This window comes from Prevotella histicola (genome assembly GCF_055385135.1).
Map to the genome: position 1 here is coordinate 636,290 of NZ_AP043793.1, position 23,589 is coordinate 659,878.

21 protein-coding genes, 2 tRNA genes and 1 other RNA gene are annotated in these 23,589 nt (G+C 39.3%); 7 read left to right on the top strand and 17 right to left on the bottom strand.

Annotated features, from left to right (window positions below; translation table 11 throughout):
• Nucleotides 1–111: 111 nt before the first annotated feature.
• The 8 genes from guaA to ACZ48L_RS02720 all read right to left on the bottom strand — a co-directional run bounded on the left by guaA (nt 112) and on the right by ACZ48L_RS02720 (nt 9,512).
• The gene (guaA, locus tag ACZ48L_RS02685; protein WP_219495858.1) at nt 112–1,656 is read right to left on the bottom strand and encodes a glutamine-hydrolyzing GMP synthase; all 1,545 of its coding nucleotides are present in this window, start codon (nt 1,654–1,656) and stop codon (nt 112–114) included.
• Between the two features lie 24 nt (nt 1,657–1,680).
• Nucleotides 1,681–2,487 carry a nucleotidyltransferase family protein gene (locus tag ACZ48L_RS02690; protein WP_025791030.1) on the bottom strand — a complete coding sequence of 269 codons (807 nt, stop codon included), beginning with the start codon at nt 2,485–2,487 and terminating at the stop codon, nt 1,681–1,683.
• A 91-nt stretch (nt 2,488–2,578) separates the two neighbouring features.
• Nucleotides 2,579–4,117 carry a RapZ C-terminal domain-containing protein gene (locus tag ACZ48L_RS02695; RefSeq protein WP_025791028.1) on the bottom strand — a complete coding sequence of 513 codons (1,539 nt, stop codon included), beginning with the start codon at nt 4,115–4,117 and terminating at the stop codon, nt 2,579–2,581.
• 1 nt (nt 4,118) lies between these two features.
• The gene (locus tag ACZ48L_RS02700; RefSeq protein ID WP_008822647.1) at nt 4,119–4,319 is read right to left on the bottom strand and encodes a hypothetical protein; all 201 of its coding nucleotides are present in this window, start codon (nt 4,317–4,319) and stop codon (nt 4,119–4,121) included.
• A gap of 231 nt (nt 4,320–4,550) precedes the next feature.
• On the bottom strand, nt 4,551–6,176 hold the full coding sequence (gene groL, locus ACZ48L_RS02705) for a chaperonin GroEL (protein WP_219495864.1): 1,626 nt from the start codon (nt 6,174–6,176) through the stop codon (nt 4,551–4,553).
• Between the two features lie 82 nt (nt 6,177–6,258).
• On the bottom strand, nt 6,259–6,528 hold the full coding sequence (locus tag ACZ48L_RS02710; protein WP_008822649.1) for a co-chaperone GroES: 270 nt from the start codon (nt 6,526–6,528) through the stop codon (nt 6,259–6,261).
• Between the two features lie 433 nt (nt 6,529–6,961).
• Entirely contained in the window at nt 6,962–8,377 is a 1,416-nt protein-coding gene (locus ACZ48L_RS02715) for a threonine/serine exporter family protein (protein ID WP_008822650.1), read from the bottom strand.
• Nucleotides 8,378–8,444: 67 nt separating this feature from the next.
• Nucleotides 8,445–9,512: a glycerate kinase family protein gene (locus ACZ48L_RS02720; RefSeq protein WP_464722005.1), complete on the bottom strand. Its 1,068-nt coding sequence runs from the start codon at nt 9,510–9,512 to the stop codon at nt 8,445–8,447.
• A gap of 177 nt (nt 9,513–9,689) precedes the next feature.
• On the opposite strand from ACZ48L_RS02720, the gene sppA reads away from it, so the two are divergent.
• From sppA to ACZ48L_RS02745, 5 genes are all read left to right on the top strand, one after another.
• The gene (gene sppA, locus ACZ48L_RS02725; RefSeq protein ID WP_464722006.1) at nt 9,690–11,465 is read left to right on the top strand and encodes a signal peptide peptidase SppA; all 1,776 of its coding nucleotides are present in this window, start codon (nt 9,690–9,692) and stop codon (nt 11,463–11,465) included.
• A 6-nt stretch (nt 11,466–11,471) separates the two neighbouring features.
• Nucleotides 11,472–12,650 (top strand): tetraacyldisaccharide 4'-kinase, encoded by a 1,179-nt coding sequence (lpxK, locus tag ACZ48L_RS02730; protein ID WP_025791025.1) that lies wholly within the window; start codon nt 11,472–11,474, stop codon nt 12,648–12,650.
• Nucleotides 12,535–13,344 carry a purine-nucleoside phosphorylase gene (locus tag ACZ48L_RS02735; RefSeq protein ID WP_081472517.1) on the top strand — a complete coding sequence of 270 codons (810 nt, stop codon included), beginning with the start codon at nt 12,535–12,537 and terminating at the stop codon, nt 13,342–13,344. Before lpxK ends, ACZ48L_RS02735 begins: the two co-directional genes overlap by 116 nt.
• 33 nt (nt 13,345–13,377) lie before the next feature.
• The gene (locus tag ACZ48L_RS02740; RefSeq protein WP_025791022.1) at nt 13,378–14,487 is read left to right on the top strand and encodes a thiamine-phosphate kinase; all 1,110 of its coding nucleotides are present in this window, start codon (nt 13,378–13,380) and stop codon (nt 14,485–14,487) included.
• Nucleotides 14,488–14,612: 125 nt separating this feature from the next.
• Nucleotides 14,613–14,685, top strand: a tRNA-Phe gene (locus ACZ48L_RS02745).
• A gap of 266 nt (nt 14,686–14,951) precedes the next feature.
• On the opposite strand, the gene ACZ48L_RS02750 is transcribed toward ACZ48L_RS02745, so the two are convergent.
• The 4 genes from ACZ48L_RS02750 to ACZ48L_RS02765 all read right to left on the bottom strand — a co-directional run bounded on the left by ACZ48L_RS02750 (nt 14,952) and on the right by ACZ48L_RS02765 (nt 18,976).
• Nucleotides 14,952–16,235, bottom strand: coding sequence for a hypothetical protein (locus ACZ48L_RS02750; protein ID WP_242401678.1), 1,284 nt, complete (start codon nt 16,233–16,235; stop codon nt 14,952–14,954).
• A 9-nt stretch (nt 16,236–16,244) separates the two neighbouring features.
• Nucleotides 16,245–17,342, bottom strand: coding sequence for a metallophosphoesterase (locus ACZ48L_RS02755; protein ID WP_025791019.1), 1,098 nt, complete (start codon nt 17,340–17,342; stop codon nt 16,245–16,247).
• 137 nt (nt 17,343–17,479) lie between these two features.
• Entirely contained in the window at nt 17,480–18,829 is a 1,350-nt protein-coding gene (locus ACZ48L_RS02760; RefSeq protein WP_025791018.1) for an MATE family efflux transporter, read from the bottom strand.
• Between the two features lie 6 nt (nt 18,830–18,835).
• Nucleotides 18,836–18,976, bottom strand: a complete 141-nt coding sequence (locus ACZ48L_RS02765; RefSeq protein WP_196794664.1) for a hypothetical protein — start codon at nt 18,974–18,976, stop codon at nt 18,836–18,838.
• 101 nt (nt 18,977–19,077) lie between these two features.
• Here ACZ48L_RS02765 and ACZ48L_RS02770 point away from each other — a divergent pair, with 101 nt between their 5' ends.
• The gene (locus ACZ48L_RS02770; protein ID WP_025791017.1) at nt 19,078–19,479 is read left to right on the top strand and encodes an FKBP-type peptidyl-prolyl cis-trans isomerase; all 402 of its coding nucleotides are present in this window, start codon (nt 19,078–19,080) and stop codon (nt 19,477–19,479) included.
• Nucleotides 19,480–19,839: 360 nt separating this feature from the next.
• On the opposite strand, the gene ACZ48L_RS02775 is transcribed toward ACZ48L_RS02770, so the two are convergent.
• The 5 genes from ACZ48L_RS02775 to rnpB all read right to left on the bottom strand — a co-directional run bounded on the left by ACZ48L_RS02775 (nt 19,840) and on the right by rnpB (nt 21,607).
• Nucleotides 19,840–19,910: transfer RNA gene (locus tag ACZ48L_RS02775), tRNA-Cys, on the bottom strand.
• 148 nt (nt 19,911–20,058) lie between these two features.
• Nucleotides 20,059–20,244 carry a hypothetical protein gene (locus ACZ48L_RS02780; protein WP_025791015.1) on the bottom strand — a complete coding sequence of 62 codons (186 nt, stop codon included), beginning with the start codon at nt 20,242–20,244 and terminating at the stop codon, nt 20,059–20,061.
• Nucleotides 20,245–20,270: 26 nt separating this feature from the next.
• Nucleotides 20,271–20,678 carry a YkvA family protein gene (locus ACZ48L_RS02785; RefSeq protein WP_008822661.1) on the bottom strand — a complete coding sequence of 136 codons (408 nt, stop codon included), beginning with the start codon at nt 20,676–20,678 and terminating at the stop codon, nt 20,271–20,273.
• Nucleotides 20,679–20,702: 24 nt separating this feature from the next.
• Nucleotides 20,703–21,131: a hypothetical protein gene (locus ACZ48L_RS02790; RefSeq protein ID WP_025791014.1), complete on the bottom strand. Its 429-nt coding sequence runs from the start codon at nt 21,129–21,131 to the stop codon at nt 20,703–20,705.
• Nucleotides 21,132–21,223: 92 nt separating this feature from the next.
• Nucleotides 21,224–21,607, bottom strand: an RNA gene (gene rnpB, locus ACZ48L_RS02795) — RNase P RNA component class A.
• Nucleotides 21,608–21,955: 348 nt separating this feature from the next.
• On the opposite strand from rnpB, the gene ACZ48L_RS02800 reads away from it, so the two are divergent.
• Entirely contained in the window at nt 21,956–23,425 is a 1,470-nt protein-coding gene (locus tag ACZ48L_RS02800; RefSeq protein WP_025791012.1) for a trypsin-like peptidase domain-containing protein, read from the top strand.
• Nucleotides 23,426–23,589: the final 164 nt, after the last annotated feature.

Here is a 23,589-nt window from a genome sequence, read left to right on the forward strand (position 1 = left end):
ACATCACCTATTGAATTTACGAATATATTTTTCTTTACATTAAACATACTAAATCCTTAGGAGTAGAAAGAAACAAGGAGAAGCTAAATAGCCTCTCCTTGTTTTTAGTTATTATTCCCACTCTATTGTCGAAGGTGGTTTAGAAGATATGTCATAACATACTCGATTAACTCCCTTAACCTTTCGTATAATCTCATTTGATACATCTGCCATGAAATCATAAGGGAGATGTGCCCAGTCTGCAGTCATCGCATCCATTGATGTTACCGCACGAAGTGCAACTGGATGTTCATAAGTGCGCTCATCACCCATGACTCCCACAGAGCGAATAGTAGAGAGAAGTACCGTACCAGCCTGCCAAATATGATCATAAAGGCTCGTTCCGTCTGGCATCATATAGCCATGCATCTTCTCAATATATATATCATCAGCATCTTGTAAGATGCGGACTTTTTCACGTGTAATATCACCAAGAATACGCACTGCCAACCCTGGACCAGGGAATGGGTGACGTTTGATAAGTCGTTCTGGCATTTTAAGTTGATGACCTACTCGACGAACTTCATCCTTAAAAAGCCAACGCAAAGGCTCACAGAGTTGCAAATGCATCTCTTTTGGTAATCCTCCAACATTATGATGGCTTTTAATAACCATACCTGTTATGCTTAGACTCTCTATACGGTCAGGGTAAATAGTTCCCTGCGCCAGCCATTTTGCATCTGTTATCTTCTTTGCTTCAGCATTAAAAACCTCAACGAAATCTCTGCCTATAATCTTACGTTTCTGTTCAGGATCAGACACTCCTTCAAGATCCTTGAAGAACTTTTCAGAAGCATCCACCCCTATAACGTTTAAACCTAATCCTTTATAAGCATCCATGACCTTTGAGAACTCATTCTTACGAAGCATCCCGTGATCTACAAAGATACAAGTCAGATTCTTACCAATAGCCTTATTAAGCAGTACAGCGCAGACAGAAGAGTCTACACCTCCCGACAAGCCAAGTATAACACGATCGTTTCCAACTTGTTCACGTATCTCCTGAACGGCACTCTCAACAAATGAAGCCGCACTCCACTCCTGCTTACTACCACAGATATCTACAACAAAGTTTTTCAGCAATTGCTTCCCCTGCAGAGTATGATACACTTCTGGATGGAATTGAACGGCCCATACAGGTTGCTTTGTAGAGGCAAAAGCAGCAAACTTCACATCCCCTGTAGAAGCAATAATATCATAATCAGAAGGAATAGCAGTAATCGTGTCACCATGACTCATCCATACTTGAGACCCCTTTTCAAATCCATTGAAGAGGGGATTATCAAGATTAATAGTCTCTAAATTAGCACGTCCATACTCACGTGTACCAGCCTGTTCAACTTTACCTCCGTTTGAATATGATATAAACTGAGCACCATAGCAGATACCAAGGACTGGAATCTTACCTATAAACTGACTAAGATCTACCTTGAAAGCTTCAGGGTCATGTACTGAATAAGGTGATCCTGAAAGGATTACGCCAATTACTGATGGATCATCCTTAGGAAATTTGTTGTAAGGAAGGATTTCGCAGAAGGTGTCCAACTCACGTACACGTCGCCCTATAAGCTGTGTTGTCTGTGAGCCGAAATCCAAAATGATAATCTTCTGTTGCATGTATTGATAAGATTTTAGAGAGAATCATTGCCCTTTAGAAGAACATTGATTATCTGATTTTTCTATAAATTCTTCTGCTTTACGCAGTGTATCAAGTTTGCCGACATCAAGAAGTTGGAGGTCGGTCTTCAATTCGCCATATATCTTCAGAGCGCCACAGTTACGCAGATAGAAATCCATAATAGGGAATTTCTCTTCTTTAACGGCCTCCACACCTTTAATAGCAGATGGAGCTAAAATATGTATACCAGAGAAAGCATACAGATAATAACCTTGCTGGTAATAGGATGTCACATCCTCCGTTGGGGAAATGAAACGCATATGAAGGATATTGTCGTGTGGAGATTTTACCTCACCTGTAGCAACGTTCGCCCAACCAACCAAACGCATATGATGGTCAAATATAAGATAACGTTGGGTAACACGACAACTTACTAGCAGCAGTGCATCTATCTTCTGTTCTAAAGCATGTTTATAAAATGAAGCCAAGTCGACATTACTTAGTATGTCTACATTATGTATAAGTACTGGCAATGTAGCATCAAAAAGCAGAGCAGCTCGCTTGATACCACCACCTGTATCAAGGAGCTGCTCTGTTTCATCCGACACTTGAATGTCTACCCCGAAATCATTCGTCTTTAGGTAATCTACTATTTTATTTGCAAAATGATGGACATTTACGACCATCCGCTTGCATCCTGCATCAATCAATCTTCTGATAACATGTTCCAACAGTGGTGCATCCCCCACCTTTACCAATGCCTTTGGCATCGTATCTGTTAAAGGTTTCAGCCGAGTACCAAGCCCAGCTGCGAAAATCATTGCTTGCATTAGCTATTCTTTTTATGGTACAAAAGTACTGTTTTTATTCCAGTTGACAAAAGGAAAAATAAACATAAATGAAAAAACTAAGTAATTACTCTTATTTAGCTTCCAATACTTGTTCTATCCCTTGTTCTCTATGTTGTATCTTTACTTCTACTCCATATTTTTGATTAAGATGCTCTGCAAGGTGTTGTGCACAATAAACCGAACGGTGTTGCCCACCAGTGCAACCAAAGCTGAACATAAGATCCGTGAAGCCGCGCTGCATATAACGTTCTACATGATGGTCAGCTAACTTATAAACAGGTTTAAGAAAATCAAGAATCTCCCCATCATCTTCCAAGAATCGAATAACAGGCTCATCTAACCCTGTTATTTTCTTGTATGGTTCATATCGTCCAGGATTATGCGTGCTTCTACAATCGAAGACATAACCTCCACCATTGCCTGATGTATCTTCAGGTATTCCCTTCTTAAATGAAAAACTGAATACACGCACTACCAATGGCCCTTTCCCATCATATTTTGAAAAAGTAGCCGGTCCATCTAATGGATTAGCCTGATAAACATCCTTCTCTACCGTCTTAAAACCATCTGTTCTACTCATCATAGACTCCTCAGTATAAGCAAACTGTGGTAGCTGTGTAAGCCTTTTCAACATGTCTAACATATAAGGGTAAGGGAAAACCTCCTCACCCAATGACAGCAAATCACGTAGGTTTTGTATAGCAGGGGGAATTGAATCAATAAAATGTTTCTTCCTTTCAAAATAGCCACGGAAACCATATGCGCCTAAGACCTGCAATGTACGGAAAAGAACAAACAGTGAAAGGCGATTTACGAAATGTCGCTTTGAAGGGACTTCTGTATAATTCTTAAGACTTTGGTAGTAATCAAACACTAGTTCACGACGTAGCTTGAAAGAATATCTTGCACTTGCCTGCCACAAAAAAGAAGCTAAGTCATAATAAAAAGGCCCTTTTCTCCCCCCTTGGAAGTCAATAAAATAAGGCTGTCCATCCTTTAACATGACATTCCTTGCCTGAAAATCACGATACAAAAACGAATCCATATTCTCAGAGGTCAGGTCTTTTGCAAACATTCTAAAGTTCGCCTCAAGTTTTAATTCATGGAAATCAAGCTCCGTTACCTTTAAGAAACAATACTTAAAGTAATTCAAATCAAAAAGAACCCCCTCTTGATCAAACTCTGGTTGTGGATAACAGTTCGAAAAATCTAAGCCACGTGCACCGCGCAACTGTATATTGGGCAACTCACGAATGGTTCTACGTAAAAGTTCCTGTTCTGCTAGATTATACCTTCCTCCTGCATCACGTCCACCACGAATAGCATCAAAAAGAGAAGTATCTCCAAGATCAGATTGTAAATAACAACTCTCATCTTCTGAGACAGCTAATACATGTGGAACGGGCAATTGGCGCTTTTCGAAATGTTTGGCAAGGTAAACAAAGGCATGATTCTCATCCCTACTCGTACCGACAACACCTATGATTGTATTACTATCAGCATCTGTCAAACGATAATATTCGCGATTACTCCCTGCACCTGCAAGCTTTTCTATATTAAAAGGGGCACAGCCCTTCCATTCCTTATATAGCCTTAACAACTGCTCCATCCTACTCTTCTAGCTTCTTTCTTATCTCATCAGCTTGTTTCTCGCCTCGCCTTTTATTGTCATATTCACGTAACAAGCCATCAATTAACAACAGAAGCACAAGGATACCACCTGTTATTAACAGAGACTTACTCAGATAATATACGCACCCAATAACTATAAAGAGTACGGCAAATTCTTTCCAATTGACGATTCTTTTCATGCTACAAAGTTAACGAAAAGATTACAGACTAAGATTGAAAGACTGAAGTTTTTAGAATTATTCAAAAGCAGTTACACGAATTTACCGCCTTTACATTATGCCAGGTCAAAAACAAACACTATTTAATATAATACCATAAAGACTTTAGCCTCTATTCTTCTATACCCAAAAAGGGAAGATACCTCTCAGCATCTTCCCCTCTTTTTTTACCAAAACTATTATTTTCTCAGATTACATCATACCGCCCATACCTGGAGCTGCTGGCATAGCTGGTGTCTCTTCAGCCTTATCAACGATGAGGCATTCTGTTGTCAGGAACATACCTGCAATTGAAGCAGCATTCTCAAGGGCTACACGTGAAACCTTAGCTGGATCAATAACACCAGCTGCACGAAGGTCCTCATAAGTGTCCTTACGAGCATTGTAACCATAGTCACCCTTACCCTGGCGGACATTATCTACTACTACGGCACCTTCACCACCTGCATTTGCAATTATCTGACGCAAAGGCTCTTCAATAGCACGGCATACAATGTTTATACCTGTTTGCTCATCTTGATTCTCACCCTTCAGATCTTTCAATGATTCTTGAGCCCGAATGTATGTGGTACCGCCACCTACAACGACACCTTCCTCCATTGCTGCACGAGTAGCACATAAAGCATCATCAACACGATCTTTCTTTTCTTTCATCTCAACTTCAGAGTTAGCGCCTACATATAAGACAGCAACACCACCTGAAAGCTTCGCAAGACGTTCCTGTAGTTTCTCCTTATCATAAGAACTTGTTGAGGCTGCAATCTCATTTTTGATTTGAGCAACACGCTCTTTAATAGCATCTTTTGAGCCCGCACCATCAACAATAGTTGTATTATCTTTAGAAACCGTAACTTTCTTAGCAGTTCCTAACATCTCAAGTGTAGCTTTCTCAAGAGAAAGTCCCTTCTCTTCACTGATAACAACACCACCTGTCAAGGTTGCGATATCCTCCAACATAGCCTTACGACGATCGCCAAAGCCAGGAGCTTTAACTGCACAAATCTTCAAACCTGCACGTAGACGGTTTACTACCAATGTTGTCAATGCCTCAGAATCAACATCTTCTGCAATTACCAATAACGGCCGTCCACTCTCAGCAGCTGGCTGGAGAATTGGCAAAAAGTCCTTAACGTTTGAAATCTTCTTATCATAGAGAAGAATGTAAGGGTTATCCATTACACACTCCATTTTATCTGTATCTGTCACAAAATAGCCAGAAAGGTATCCACGATCAAATTGCATACCCTCAACAACGCCAATACTTGTCTCACGGGTTTTGCTCTCTTCGATCGTGATAACACCATCCTTAGAAACTTTACGCATAGCATCCGCCAACAATTTACCAATCTCAGGATCATTGTTTGCACTAACAGTAGCTACTTGCTCTATCTTATCATAGTTGTCACCAACAACCTCTGCAGAATCTTTAATGTGCTCTACAACTTTGGCAACAGCCTTATCAATACCACGCTTAAGGTCCATTGGGTTAGCACCAGCTGTAACATTCTTCAATCCTTCATTCACAATAGCCTGAGTAAGGATTGTTGCAGTAGTTGTACCATCACCTGCATCATCACCTGTTTTGCTAGCTACACTCTTCACAAGCTGTGCTCCAGCATTTTCAAAGTTATCTTCAAGTTCAACTTCTTTAGCTACAGTCACACCGTCTTTTGTAATCTGTGGAGCACCAAACTTTTTACCAATGACGACATTACGACCTTTAGGGCCAAGTGTAACCTTCACCGCGTTAGCCAACTGGTCAACACCACTCTTCAAAAGTTCACGAGCATCTGTATCAAATTTTATTTCTTTTGCCATAATATTATTTCTTTTTTTGAATTACTTTCTCGAATTCCGAATTTCACAATCGATTATCATTAATCGACAATTCCGGAACTATTTATTCTACTACTGCTAACACATCGCTCTGACGCATCATCAGATATTTCTCGCCATCATTCTCGATTTCAGTGCCAGCATATTTACCATACAGCACTTCGTCACCAGCTTTAAGAATCATTTCTTCATCCTTCGTACCATTACCTACAGCGACTACTTTTCCACGCTGTGGTTTTTCTTTTGCTGTATCAGGGATAATAATTCCGCCTACTTTCTCTTCTGCCTGTGCAGGAAGCACAAGTACTCTGTCTGCTAATGGTTTAATTGTCATAATTATATTATTTTTAAAGTTTATCTTATATCACTGTCCACAAAGTATTTGAAAACACTTCGCTTTTAAGATTACGAAAACTGTGCCAACTGGCGAAGACTGACAAGGACAAAATTAATACTGACATTTTTGTCAGTCCTTATGACAGTAATCCCTATACCATCATATTATAGCTATAAGCCACCCATACCATTAGAAGTCCCTATCAATCATCTATAGAACAACATGAGACAACTTTGCCTCGTGCGAGGCATCAACTCCTAGCGTGCTTACCATCAGCACCTATGGAGTTGACCAACAGCTCCATCAAGATTTGACACGTAGTATCTACAAATAGATGACTGATGGAAAACCGCACTGTGCTCTGTAAGGAAAAAGCCGATGAGGATTAACATCTCCTCATCGGCTCAAATATATAAGGCTCTATCTTTAACTAGACCTCAAAATTGTGTAAATCAACAAATTTACCGCGCATTCTGCGCTCTTCTATTAAGCGTTCTAGCTTAGCTCTACGATGCGGAGCAATCCATTTGCGAGCAAAAATATTTGGAATAGCGACACCTAAAGCGATACATACCAGGACCAATGACCCATTAATAGCATTGAACATGGCAAATGTTACTTCACCAACAACTCCCTGCATTTCCATAAAACCGTATAGAGCACGATACATCAACACACCAGGAACAATTGGAATAACTGCAGGAATCGTAATACATTGATGAGGAGTATGCAAGATATGGACTGCTTTGATATTTATAATTGAAATCAGAGCCGACCCACAAAGTGAGCCTACAACCAGCCCCATTCCTAAGCCAATATTACCTGTTGCTGGACCAAGGTTTATGAAATTACGAGAACAAACACAGATTATACCACCTATAGCAATCCAAGGCATTAATCGATATGGAATGTTATAGATAGTAGCAAAGCCCATAGCCGATATAGCAGCTGCAAGTGCATACTCAAAGAAGCTATGATGCGGTGTCATAGATAGGTCTTTCACAAAATTATCAATCCCCCCACATTTAATGGTCAACGCTATACCAAATGCCATTGCAATGACTATAAGCATGGTGTTCATAGCCCGTACCAAACCTGTATTTATATGGTTATCTAAGAGATCATTGACCGCATTTATTAACGGAACTCCAGGAACGATATAGAGTGCACATGCGAGGAGTGGATGCCACGGTGTTTTCGTAAATAATATAGGACGTAAGAATTCAGGAAGCATTGCTTGAACAGATGGCGTAGACAAATAGGATGAAAGCCAAGCCAATATCGTACTAACAAAGGCTGCTACAGCAAAATTAGCATAAATATTCGAACCAGCATGATTCAAGAACATACGCAAACGATTACCTAAGATTGCAGCAATAGACGCATAGAAGAAAGCTGTCCAGTCGCATCCGAACTGAACACAGAATCCTCCACAAGCAAAACCTGCACCAATGGCAATCATCCAATCCGTATAATAATGTTTGCCATGAGCAATTTTCTCAAGCTCTTCTTCATAACGATCTAACGAATAATCCTCCTGAATGGCCCTCCATGAGAGCTTTGAGACCTCCTGAATAGCAAGCATATTAATGACATGCTTATCACAACGTTGCATCTTAGAGAAGCTATGAAACTCATCACTCACATTGACTTGTAGCATATAATAGTCAACATGCATATGCAAATTTTCTTTTGGAAGCCCTAGATAGGCTGCCGTACGCTCCATATTACGCTTCACACGACTCGTATCTGCAGAGCTTTCCATAAGAATTTGACCTGTCCGGAGGAGCAAGTCAAGTTTTTTACGAAGTACTCTTTTTGAGCATATCATTTGATTCTCGTCCATAAACCAATCTTTTATTTATAACGGCTACAAAGGTACTATTTATTATTCACATAAAAAAATTAGCCTACTACAAATCCAACCAGCCTTTAAACTTTCTCATAACTGTCTTTCGGATATTTTCTTTAGTAACAGAAGGGACCATGGCTTCAACAAGTGGTAATGCTGTCGGATTGATACAACACACCTGTGAAAAGCCCGCAGAAAGCAAGGCTGTTTTATCCTTAACTTGTCCAGCAAGCAACACGACAGGAACACCCAAACGCTTACCATAAGCTAGTACACACGCAGGTATCTTACCCATCAATGTCTGTGCATCAGCTCTTCCCTCTCCCGTGACTATCAAATCTGCTTCTTTTACAAGGTTTTCAAACCCCGACATCTGCAACATAACGCCTGCTCCAGATTTTATCTTTGCCCCAAGGAACTGAAGAAAAGCATAACCTAAGCCACCTGCTGCACCAGCTCCCTTATCTTCAGAATGATCAAAACCAAAGTGCTTTGCCGCAAGTCTCGCAAAAGTACGAGCTCGACGGTCAAGACAAGCAATCATTTCCGGCGTCGCACCCTTCTGAGGTCCAAAAACTACAGCTGCTCCAGTATCCCCAAAAAGAGGATTAGCTACATCTGAGGCCAATATGATATCTAAATCTTTAGGCAGTTTATTCTGCCAGTCTTCACCTAATTTCCTCTTTAAAGCTGCCAACATTCCTAAACCACAATCACTAGTAGCCGAGCCACCTAACCCTATAATATAACTATGATAGCCACGTAGTAGAGCATCCGCAATGACTTCTCCAACACCATAAGAAGTTGCTCGTAAAGGATTCAGCTCTTCTGACTTCAGTAGATTAATTCCACAAGCAACAGCAGTTTCCAAGACAACCACACCAGAAGGGCTTATAGCATACTCTGCCTGAATAGGACGCATAAGAGCATCATGACAAGCAACCGTAACTTTCTCGCAACCTACCAGTTGTGAAAAAACTTCTAACATCCCATCTCCTCCATCGCTAACAGGAATCTTTTCAACTTCAGCTTGAGGGCAACTAAGTTTCACACCCTTTTCTACAGAAGACTCAACCTCTACAGAAGACAAGCAACCTTTAAAACTATCGATGGCTAGAACAATTCGCATCACATTTACCTCTATATTAATATCTATACAAAAAGAACAAGCAGGATAGCCTAAATGAAAACTGTCATTACAATATTACCTACTCTTTCTCTGCAAAGATATCAAGAAATCATGAAATATTTGGAATTTCCACCTATTATATATATCTTTGCAAAGTAAATAAGAATTAGGTTTTTCATGAAACAATTTTTCAAATTTGTCTTTGCATCCTTTGTTGGAATGCTTCTTTTCAGCATTATAACTGTTCTTTTTGGAGTTATAACTATAACAGGCATGATTGCTTCTTCACAATCAACAAAAGAACCATCTGAAAACTCTATTCTTGTATTAGACCTGTCAGGACAGCTCTCAGAGAGAGCAGAAGACAATATTATCAATCAAATCCAAGGTACAGATAAAGGCTCCATTGGACTCGACAATATTCTAACCGCCATTAAAAATGCAAAAGAGAATGATCATGTCAAAGGCATATATATCGAAGCTGGTGCCTTTTCAGCTGACTCCTACGCATCCCTACAGGCAATACACAATGCCCTTATAGACTTTAAAAAAAGTAAGAAGTGGATTATAGCATACGGCGACACATATACACAAGGTACTTACTATTTGGCATCTGCTGCCAACAAAGTCTATCTAAACCCTCAAGGACAAATTGATTGGCGTGGCTTAGCTTCTCAACCTATCTACATAAAAGATCTACTGGCTAAATTTGGAGTGAAGATGCAAGTTGTGAAAGTTGGCGCTTATAAGAGTGCCACAGAGATGTTTACAGGAGACAAGATGAGCGAAGCAAACAGAGAACAAACCACAGCCTATCTTAATAGTATTTGGCAGAACATAACCAATGATGTCAGCAAAAGTAGGAATATACCTGCTGGGAAACTAAATCAATATGCCGATAGTATGATGACTCTTGCCCCTCAGGAAGATTATCTTAAAACAAAAATGGTAGATGGATTACTATATACAGACCAAGTAAAACAATTAATCAAAAAGGAACTTGGCATAGAGAATAGCGAAGATATTAGCCAAGTAACAGTGGCAGACCTGCAAGATTCTAATGAGAAAGAAGGCAATAAAGATAATCAAATAGCTATCTATTATGCCTATGGTGATATTGTCGATGGAACAGTTGAAGGCCTTTTTGCCCAGAACCATACAATAGATGCACAAAAAGTCTGCAAAGATTTAGAAAAATTGTCTGATGACAAAAAGATAAAAGCTGTTGTTATTCGAATTAACTCTGGAGGTGGGTCTGCTTATGCTTCAGAACAAATATGGCACCAGATAATAGAATTGAAAAAACAAAAGCCAGTCGTTATTAGCATGGGAGGTATGGCTGCGTCAGGAGGTTATTACATTTCTGCACCAGCAGATTGGATTGTTGCAGAGCCAACGACACTAACAGGCTCTATAGGTATCTTCGGTATGTTCCCAGATATGAGTGGTCTTTTTACAGAAAAATTAGGAATCAAGTTTGATGAAGTTAGAACTAATAAATATTCTTCATTTGGAACTACTACTCGCCCTTTCTCTCCTGAAGAGATGGCCTTTCTGGGACAATATATTAATCGAGGATACAAACTTTTCCGTCATCGTGTAGCAGAAGGGCGTAAGATGACTGACGTACAAGTAGAAAGAATTGCACAGGGGCATGTCTTTTCAGGACAGGATGCCCAAAAGATCGGATTAGTTGATCAATTAGGTGGACTGGAGGTCGCGATAGCAAAGGCTATAAAACTTGCCAAGATATCAGATCATAGCTTACATATCTATCCAGAACAACCCAGTTTAATGGATCAACTACTACAGGAGTCAAACCCGAATAATTACCTTAGTGAGCAATTACGCGTCAACTTAGGGGATTACTACGAGCCATTTGCTTTATTAAAGACATTGAATCATCAAAGTGCAATCCAAGCTCGTATACCTTATTTCCCTAACATTCATTAATAACGTATGGAAGGAGATCATATCAAAATCAATAAATGGTTATTACCACTCAGCTGGCTATATGGGCTTATAGTGGGCATACGGAATGAACTGTTTGAATTGAAAATTCTTAAGACACGCCGTTTTAATATACCTGTCATATCTATAGGAAATATAACCGTGGGCGGTTCAGGAAAGACCCCTCACGTTGAATATCTCATCCGGTTATTGAAGGATAAAATGAACGTTGCTGTTCTGTCAAGAGGATATAAACGGAAGAGTCATGGGTATGTCTTAGCGACAACAGATACTCCCATGCAAGATATTGGTGATGAACCATATCAAATGAAGACAAAATATCCTAAAGTTCATGTAGCTGTTGATAAGAACCGCTGCGAAGGCATAAGCAGATTGACTACAGACAAAGAAACATGTGATACAGATGTCATTCTTTTAGATGATGCATTTCAGCATAGATATGTACAGCCAGGGATTAATATTCTGTTAGTTGATTATCATCGGCTTATTATCTATGACAGGCTATTACCTGCAGGAAGATTACGCGAACCCCTTTCCGGCAAGCATAGAGCGGATATCGTTATTATCACGAAGTGTCCTAAAGACCTCAACCCAATAGACTATCGAGTATTGAGTAAAGCTATGGATCTTTATCCATTTCAACAACTTTATTTCACTACATTGGAGTACTGTGAATTAGAACCTATCTTCTCAAATAAGAAGAACCTACTTCTGACAGATATACGAGGATGGAATATTCTTCTTCTCACAGGAATTGCAACACCGCAACACTTAAAAGAAGATCTTAATGAGTATACTGGTAACAATGCACTCACCACGCTCTCATACCCAGACCACCATGCTTTCACGAAAAAAGACATCAGGCTTATAAATGAGACTTTTGAAAGAATGTCTACTCCAAAGATTATTATAACCACCGAGAAAGACAAAGCTCGTCTTATCGGTATTGAGGGATTATCTGCAGAAATAAAAGAAAATATTTATTCTCTTCCTATCAAGGTTAGATTCATGCTTGATAAAGAAAAAACTTTCAATGATAAAATAATATCCTATGTACGAAAGAATTCAAGAAACAGCATCCTGGCTAAAAAAGAGGATGACAACAAATCCAAAAACCGCCATCATTCTGGGAACCGGTCTCGGACAATTAGCTTCAGAGATAACTGATAGTTACGAGTTCCCTTATAAAGATATTCCTAATTTCCCTGTTTCCACAGTAGAAGGACATGCAGGGAAACTTATTTTCGGAAAACTCGGAGATAAAGATATTATGGCCATGGAAGGACGTTTCCACTTTTATGAAGGTTACAACATGAAAGAGGTCACATTCCCTATCCGCGTAATGCACGAGTTGGGGATTAAAACTTTGTTTGTGTCAAATGCATCGGGTGGTATGAATCCAGACTTCAAAATTGGAGACTTGATGATTATTACTGACCACATTAATTTTTTCCCAGAACATCCTTTACATGGTCCAAACTATCCGACTGGACCACGATTCCCCGATATGCATGAGGCTTACGACCATAAATTAGTTGAATTAGCAAATTCAATTGCTAAAGAAAAGGGTATCCGCATCATGCATGGTATCTATATGGGAGTACAAGGACCAACCTTTGAGACTCCTGCAGAATACCGTATGTACCATAAATTAGGTGCAGATGCAGTAGGAATGAGTACTGTTCCAGAGGTCATAGTTGCACGTCATAGTGACATAAAAGTTTTTGGAATTAGCGTAATAACAGACCTGGGAGGCTTTGACGTACCTGTAAAAGTAAGCCACGAGGAAGTACAGGAGGCTGCAAATGCAGCTCAGCCACGTATGACTGAAATTATGCGCGAAATGATTAAACGGTCATAAAAGTATTTTTTCATTACTTATCTAATATAATAAATGGAAATAAAAGATCTCGGAGAGTTTGGCTTAATTAACCAACTCACCAAGAATATCAAGCCAATAAATCCATCAACGATAAAAGGAGTTGGTGATGATGCTGCTGTTCTACAATATAACAAGAAAGAGGTACTTGTCTCTTCACAAATATTTATGGAGGGAGTACAATTTGATCTTACTTATATAGACATGGAGCATTTGGCATACAAAGCTGCTATGATTGTAATGAGCAACATATTTGCTATGAACGGTCATCCTCGCCAAATTATAGTATCATTAGGTTTAAGTAAACGATTCAAAGTTGAAGATATAGAACTATTCTATACAGGATTAAAGAAAGCATGTGAGAAATGGAGCGTGGATATAGTCGGAGGAGATACAACATCTTCATATACAGGCCTTGCCATAAATCTCACTTGTATAGGAGAAGCCCAAAAAGAAGATATAGTCTACCGAAGCGGGGCACAGGAAACTGATCTCATCTGTGTCTCAGGTGACCTTGGTTCTGCATATATGGGATTACAGATCCTTGAACGCGAGAAGACTGTTTACTACCAACAGATTGAAGAATATAACAACAAAGTAAAGGATGCACAACGTACAAATGATAAGGCTCGTTTAGAAGCATTGCGCAAAGAACGTTCTTCCTTTGACGATTTCCAGCCAGACTTTGCTGGCAAAGAATATCTCATAGACAGGCAACTGAAACCTGAAGCAAGGGGAGATGTCCTTCAACTCCTTAAGGAAGCTAACATACACCCAACTTCTATGATTGACATTTCAGATGGATTAGCAAGTGAAATTAAACACATTTGTGAGAACAGCCACTGTGGATGTCGGATCTATGAGAAGAATATTCCAATTGATTATCAGACAGCTGCGACATGTGAAGAATTCAACATGAATCTCACAACAGCAGCATTAAATGGTGGTGAAGATTATGAATTACTTTTTACTGTACCTATTGGTGATCATGAAAAGATTGATAAGATTGACGGTATCAGACAGATTGGCTATATAACGAAAGAGAGTTTAGGAGCTTATCTTATCACAAGAGATGGTAATGAATTCGAAATACAAGCACAAGGCTGGGTTTTAAACAGAAATTAAGAAAACTGTTAAAGCAAACTAATCATTAAAAAATCTTTAGTAAAGTTTGCCAGTTCAGAAGAAAAGCATTACCTTTGCACCGCAATTAAGAAATGACTACAATCATAAAGAATTGCAGACATGATGGTGCCATAGCTCAGTTGGTAGAGCAAAGGACTGAAAATCCTTGTGTCCCCGGTTCGATTCCTGGTGGTACCACTCCTCCTTTCATCAGGGCGGTTCTCATTAGAGGCCGCTCTTTTTTGTATATAGCAATAACTTATACTGTATAAACCTTACCTTTATTAATTCAAGATTACTGGTGTTTACTAAAATTGGAAGTAGAAGGATTATGTATCTACAATCCTAATAAGTAGATACTTGTGGATACTATTCCCAAAAACGAATATTATCAACCTTCATTTATCTCCTTGAACTATCAAAGATTATAAATACTTCTGTTATTTAAGACCTCTGCCAAAGACCTATCTATTTAAAGATATCTGCCCGTTCACAACCATTCGTTTTACATTCCGTCCAGTTATTCGGTGCACTAGAGCATCGCTAATACACTCATAAGGACTACTAAAATTCTTAACCAAAACCTTACTACCATTTCTCAGATAATAGCAGACATCTTCATCAAAGCCGATGGCACCTTTCTTCTCTTTATAAAACTGTGCAGAAAACTCGTAATGCATTCCATCTACTCCTTTCACTTTAAAATGATCACCAGAGCCTTGCACCTGCAACCCACTGCGTAAGCAGAATGCATGTAATTGTGGATAAGTGAAAAAGAGATTGTAAGAACCAGGATTTTCTCCCTTTTTCGACAAGGTTACAAGCATATAAGGTTTCATTCCAGTATCGATAAATACACTGCTTACATAATCATCCTGTACTACTAGTAATTTAAGAAGTGAATCACGTTTTTCCTCAGATGGGAGATCTGGCAACAGCTTAACGAGTCTCAGTTGGTTTTCTGCCCATGCCTGAGATGTCTCTTTATTAACACCATTACCATAGCTGACCATTAACTGATGAAACTCCATCACATCATTGTAAAACTGCTGACATAACTCCTGTCGATTAACGGCAAAATAGATCTGACGCTCAATGTAGCAACCCTTCTTCTTACTAGATTTGTCAATGGAATCATTATCCGAAGGCGGTACACTTTCACCATGTCCCAGGTCATAACAAGGTCCTTGCATATACATTCGCAGATAATATTGAACTTCATCAGTCAGCCTTTTTTCACCAAGGAACTGTTCGAAAGCATCTATCAGATGCTTTGCACGCCAGATATCATCAACTGCTCTCAGCTCTAACCTAGCTGGCTTCAGAGAGAAATCTGACACAGGGAAATGGGTCCAGAGACGTCGTGTGAGAGCATCGAATTTCTTCAAAGGCCCATGTTCAAATTCTTTTGCCCGACGCAGGATAACGACTTTCTCAAAGTCATCGATGATTCCATGCTGGTTTTTCATCATCGGAAACGGATAACTATTGATATAACTTGCCACATGAAAGGTATCTTTAGGATAGTCTGACAATGTGAATGTCCAAATTCTTATATCGTTTGACAACCCACGAGTTGTTTCATATTCATCAGAAAGCACAATACGCTGCCCTGGATAATTTTTCTCAAGATAAGCCATGACTTCCTCAGAAGAATTAAAGCTGGAGAAGCAGCTATCCAACATAAATATTGCTAAACTCACCAACACATACAAGGGGAGTCTGTGCAAGACTGTCTTTGGTTCCATCCTCTAATGTTATTCAATATCAGCCACTATATATTCTGATCTTGTTCCAATACGGAATTTACCACCCCAGATACCAATACCAGAAGAAACATAATACTGGGTATTACCTTTCTTTAATGGCCCGAAAGCATCTTCATAAATGGCATCCTCTATCCAACTAACAGGCCATACTTGACCATAATGCGTGTGTCCGGAGAGCTGAAAGTCAATTCCCGATTGCTGCGCTTCCTCCAAATGATAAGGCTGATGATCCATAAGAATTGTATAATAACCCTTTGGAGCCTTTTGCATCAATGTTGCAAGGGTAGCACGACGCTTATTGGTCCTATCATCACGCCCCACAACTAACAAAGTATCACCATCGCTCAGAGGTATAAGTGCATGATTATCTATCAATAAATGAATCCCAGCTTCCTTATAAAACTGTTTTGCACGTGGTTCTCCACTATAATATTCATGATTACCAAGACAAGCATAGATAGGTGCCTTCAGTTTCTTGAATTCCGCAGCCATATTCTGGTCAAGTAGTGCACGTATACTTCCATCTATAATATCTCCAGCTATCAAGATTACTTCTGGTTGTTCAGCATTCACCTTATTTATCCATTTACGAAACTCATCAACTCGATTATGATAACCTAAATGCAAGTCTGTAAGCATAACTATACGATGCCGTTTATGCATCATCTTAGCTGAATTTAAAGTCAAAGGGACACGCTCCTTATGCAAATAATTTAGATACCCATAAACGAATAAACCTACAATAATAATAAGAACGGAAGTTGTCCCTACCCAACTATTACGCAGAAAGGCAGCCGGAACCAAGTGTACAACTCTACCTAAGTCAAGGATAAGAAACAATATGATCAAATACAAACCTATGAAAAGGGACGAGTTTCCTACCTCATACAGAATAGTGGCAACAGACATTGGTAGCTTGTCTATGAAAAAGTTTGTAAACAGACTTAAGAAACAGAGGAACATCACTCCTGTTACTGTCCATTTGCCGACATTACTCAATGGCAATAACTGCCAGATATGCCAACCAATATACCCACAACCAACCAAGAGAATCAAGGCAAATATTATTATCATTGTTACATTCATACTCCTACCTTTATACTTTAATTTAACCATTATCTATACTCTAACTTAAACCTTAATTGTACTTTAACTTAGACTCCTCTTATACTTTAACTTAAACATCAATTGTACTTTAAGTTAAAGTCCAATCACACTTTAACTTAAACGTCAATAGTTGAGAAAAAACGCATCCAAAGCATTGACGCTGCACCCCGCATTAATAGGAATGAAAGGAAGGCTAACCATAACGCATAATTAGCGAGCCAATCTCTAAAAACAAAGTAAACTATAAAAAATAATACCATTGCCATAACAGTAGAAAAGAGCATTCCTTTCGTATCTGTAAGCCCTATAAACACACCATCAAGAATAAAGGCTGTCACACCAACAACTGGAATAAAGCAAGCCCATGGGAGATAAGGGCGTGCAGCCTCAACTACAGTATTATCATCTGTAAGGAGATGAAGAAATCCGGTACCACCTATCATATATATACCCATAAACACTACAGCCATCAGAAAACCAAACTGAAACAGATTGCGGACTGTGGCATGCAATCCTTGTTTATCACCTGCTCCATAATACTTTCCACTCAAAGCTTCTCCCGCATAGGCGAAACCATCCATCACATAAGAGAAGATGGTGAACAATGTCATCAACAATGTGTTTACTGCCAACATCATAGCACCTTGTTTTCCTCCAGCTGAAGTAAAGTAGAAGTTAACCACTATCAAGCATAATGTACGGAGAAAGATATCCTTATTCACAAGGAAAAAGTTTATCCATGCTGCTTTTACGGAAAGAACACGGACTAAACGAGACCAAGTCTCAGTTGCTAACCCCTGTTTGTTCTGTAAACCATTAACCTTATGAATCCGCTTCCACGCACCCAACAGAGCTACAAGGAAACCTATCCACTGAGTCAATAAAGTTCCAGCTGCAACACCAGCAATCCCCCACCCCAAGACAAACACCAAGGACAAAGAAGCGAGTATATTCACCAAATTCTGCAATATAGCGACAACCATTGGCGTACGCGTATCTTGCATTCCTATAAACCAACCTGTCAGACTATATAAGCCAAGCATAGCGGGAGCCCCCCATATAACAATCTGAAAGTAGATCGTTACATACTCCCATGAAGCTTCTGGCGTATTCATGAGGCGTAACAAACCCCACTCTAATCCGTCTTGAGTAAGAATAAACAAAAGACCAAAGGCTAACCCGATAGTCAAACTACGAACTAAAATACGAATACACTCCATCGTATCCTCTCGTCCAAAGGCTTGGGATGTCATACCGCTGGTTCCCATTCTCAGGAATCCAAGCAACCAATACATGACATTGAAAATCATTGAACCAACGGCAATAGCACTAATATAATCCTCATTGCCAATATGTCCAATTATTGACAAATCAACCAAACCCAAGAGAGGGACCGTCACATTACTTATAATAGACGGTATCGCTAACCGAAGAATCTCACGATTTTTGCTATTATTCAACATCATTAGAGACTACTGCCGAATATAATCTTTCGCAACAAGGTCATAATACAATGCTTCTAACTCTGCTAACGTAAGCCGTTCTATTGAATGCTCCAATAATCTAACCAACTCTGCACGCCGTGTATCGTTCTCTTCTCTATCGAAATTCATTTTAAGATAATCTACTGTAAACCATCAGCAAAATTAAATGAAATAATTGTGAAATCAAAAGATATTAGCTAAATTTGCGTACATCAACACGATCAAAGGACATGGGAAAGAAACAAGAATATAAACTAAGAAACGAAGAATTTCTGCATAATATTAGTAAAAAGGATAGCATTAAAACTCTACCACATGGTATCTTCTACGAAATAATCAAGGAAGGAAACGGAGAAGGGACAGTACAGCCACGCTCCATTGTAATATGTAATTATCGAGGAAGTCTCATCTCTGGACAAGTCTTTGATGACAGTTGGCAAAAACCAACTCCAGAAGCTTTCCGCTTAAACGAACTTATCACAGGTCTTCAGATTGCTCTTTGTGCAATGCATAAAGGCGATTCCTGGCGCATTTACATCCCCTATCAAGAGGGATATGGAAGTAAACGTAACGCCGATATACCCGCTTTCTCCACATTAATTTTCGATATAGAACTCATCAATATAGCTTAAGACAACTATAAAAAAGCAAAGTACTACAAAATACTTTTACAAAGAATACTCTACGAAAGAGAGCAAGATAAGCAAGAATCATCTTATCCCCAATTCATAACAATATTATTATCAGATAATTACGAACCAGCTCTCAAAAGGGCGTCTTTTACATGCTAAAAGGGCATCTTTTACCATGCAAAAGGGCACCTTTTAAGAGGCAATACATGACCTATTGAAAACTGAAAAGTATTTTATTTTACAAGAAGAGGAAACATAACACTACATAGAAAGAGGAATTGAGATACAAAAGGAGAAAGATAAAAACCATAAGTATATAATAAAAAAAGAGATTTTCAATACTGAGAATCTCTTTTCTTGAGGTGCCTGGCGGAATCGAACCGCCCTACACGGTTTTGCAGACCGTTACCTAACCGACCGGCCCAGGCACCATTGCTATTTATAACTTCTTGAGTTTTGCGAGTGCAAAGATAGTTACTTTATTCCATTTTACCAAACATTTCAAGTATTATTTTAGGATCATAAAGTAAAACAACGTATCTGAAGAACACAATCAAAAAGAAGTATTCCCATGTCATATTACTTATAACAGGCTGGCTTCTTACGCCCTTTCTGTTGACGCTGCTTCTTCAACTGATCATGAATAGCACAGCCTGTACAGCCACCACAAGGGTCATTTGCTACTTTAAAAGACATCCAGACTCGATAACAGATATACCCAATGGCAAGTACCAGTACAACACTCAAAACAATATATTGCCACATAGACCCTCCTCCTTTCTCTATATTAATTAGACAGGACCATCCGTAGTGTCTTCTGAAAACAAATCTTTTGGAATGTCAAGTTCATCGTCATCAAACCATTTAGATAGTTTTCGCTGGGCCTTTGACTTTATTTCATCATCAACCTGTCCCCACACCTTATCTAAAACATAAAGCATTACTGCCATATCATCACCTAATCCAGCTATAGGAATAGCATCAGGGACAATATCTATTGGAGAGATAAGATATCCCAAAGCTCCTATAATGATAGCCTTATCCTTGACAGATACTTTGTTACTTTCTATAAGATAATAAAGTATTAAAGCAACATAGACAAGCTTAACACCTGCACGCTTTGCCACTCTTTGTATCTTTTCTATAAAATTCTTCTGAGAAAACTTCTCTTTATACTTCTGCAAATCAGGCAATTCCATCATCTATTTATTCTTAAATAAAACTTATTGAAAAGTCATAACGCTATCAACGTACTTCTTAACTTCAGGATAATCCCGGTTAACACGTTGAATACGACTGCGCACATAAGCTTTCATTAGTATCCTATAAAGCAAAAAGAGAACCAAGCCGACACCTATAGCTGCAAGAACATTCCATACTCCTTTGAATGGTAAAGAGGTGTCAGGAAATCCAGACATTACTAATATTGGCAGACAAAGTAAGATACCTGCTATTGTATAACGTGAACGTTCAGTTCCCTCACTATCCAGAGCTGCTTGGTATTCAAACAAATAATCAGAAAGGATCATCTCATCAACACCTTCTGGGAGTTGTGGAAAATTCGCTTCATCCTTGTGATTTCGAATTCTGTTCTCTACCTGATGCTGAAAGTCATCCAACACTGTAACATATTGTTGTTCTAAATCTCTCATGATTATTCAAGCTTTAATAATGATTACTACACCATCCTTCTCTCCCCTAACAATTATAGAATTACCGGAGAGAGAAGATGGGTATAGCAAAACAAAGCAGTAATCCTATAAGCCGGGTTCCGTCTCTTCCTCATCTTTCGATAATAGGAAGATGCCTGTCATTTATCTAATTTGCAGGTCACCCTGCAACTCAAGCATTCTACCCTCCATTGTGCTAAAGCTCGGGCGGGCAGCCCTCAAACAACGGTTTACATGAACTTGCAGCTCCTGAACGGCACAGCCAAGTGATCACCCACCTGCTGGTAGTCTCTTACACTACCTTCTCACCCTTACCATCAACAAAGATGGCGGTCATTCTCTTCTGCCTACATCTACTGTCACCAATAGCTTCTACTTTCGGAAGCAGGATGCCCTATGCTGCCCGGACTTTCCTCTCGCATCTTAAAAAGATGCCAGCGACAGTGCCGGAATACTGCCTTGTAATAGGTGCAAAGATACTGTAAAACACGGAAAAGGCAAAACTTTTTATGTATTTTTCAACTGATTATACTACAAAATAGCACTTTACAAACATAAAACCATATATTTATGACATCCATAAACAAAACAAGGTCATAAGATAAACGTATGTCAATTAATTAACAGTTCTAATTAAGATCCGTTAAGTACGGACTTCAAATGTTAAAATCGGATAAAGATAACTGACAGAATGGCGTAATTACATTTTTTGCATCTATATTTGCATCCACAATTGTATCTGACTGAATATCTCAAGATATCCATAACGACAAAAGAAAAAAGTAATCATTAAAATAGAATTAACAATGAAAAATTTATCAAAGTATCTGGCTGGCGCTGCATGTGTTACTGCACTGGCCTTCTCGACAGGTGCATTCATCAAAGTTTATGCAGCAGAAGCCCCAGCAGTAACGGCTGGCCAACCTGTCGATCTCACATATGCTGCAGAGAAAGCTCTACCAGCTGTAGTACATATTAAATATGTACAGAACTCTAAAACACAGACTGTAGACGTGCAGGATGATCCATTTGGTGGATTCTTCGACCCGTTTGGTTTCTTCGGAAATCCTAATCAAGGCAACGGAGGATCACGTAGACAACAAATACAGACCCCTAAGAAAGAGGCAACAGGTAGCGGTGTCATCATCTCATCTGATGGTTACATTGTAACTAACAATCACGTTGTTGAAGGTGCTGACGAATTGACAGTTACATTAAATGACAACCGTGAATTCTCTGCACGTGTTGTTGGTACTGATAAACAAACAGACCTTGCCCTCCTAAAAGTAAATGCAAAGAACCTCCCAACCCTTCCTATTGGTGATTCAGACAAGCTGAAAGTGGGCGAATGGGTTATTGCTGTTGGCAACCCATACAACCTCAGCTCTACGGTGACAGCAGGTATTGTCAGTGCAAAATCTCGTGGATTAGGAGCAACTCAGAATGGAATAGAAAGCTTTATACAGACAGATGCTGCCATTAACCCAGGAAACTCTGGTGGTGCTTTAGTCAATACACAGGGTGAACTAGTTGGTATTAACGCCATGCTCTATTCTCAGACTGGTGCATATAGCGGTTATGGATTTGCTATCCCAACCAACATCATGACCAAAGTTGTCGAAGATATCAAGAAGTATGGTAGTGTTCAGCGTGTAATGCTTGGCATTCAGGGTGGCGATGTACTAAATTACATCAATGCACAGAAGGAAGAAGGCAAGAACGTTGACCTCGGAACGAATGAAGGTGTATACGTTTCTGAAGTGTCAGAAGACGGTAATGGTGCTGCACTCGGTCTGACAAAGGGTGATGTTATCATAAAGTTTGATGGGCATAAGGTAACTCGTATGTCTGAGCTCCAACAGGCTCTTAACAGTAAACGGCCTGGCGACAATGCTACAGTAACATACATACGCCATAAGAAAGAGATAACAAAGACAATAACTTTGAAGAATGCTCAGGGTACTACCAAGATTATTGAGCAGGCTGACATAGATGTACTTGGTGGACAGTTCCGACCTGTTACAGATGCGATAAAGAAGCAACTGAATATCAACTATGGGCTTGAAGTATTGAAAGTAAACAGTGGTGCCTTGAAGTCGGCAGGTATTAATCGAGGTTTCATCATCCAGAAAGTAAACGATAATATCGTTAAGAACATTGATGACTTGCAAGGTCTTGTCAAGAAAGCATCAACAAGTAAGGACCCAGTTCTTTACATTCAGGGTATTTATCCTACTGGGAAAAAGGCTTACTTTGCTGTTCCTCTCAGCAATTAAACCTAAGAACAAGACAGAATCCTTTCCCCTGGAAGGATAAAAGGACAAAGATTGATCCCTCATTCTTGCTACAAAACGCAAGAATGAGGGATTCTTCTTTATAGAGAGGCATATCATTTTGTCTTTGTGCTGGGCATCAACTCCATTAGTGCTTAGCATCAACT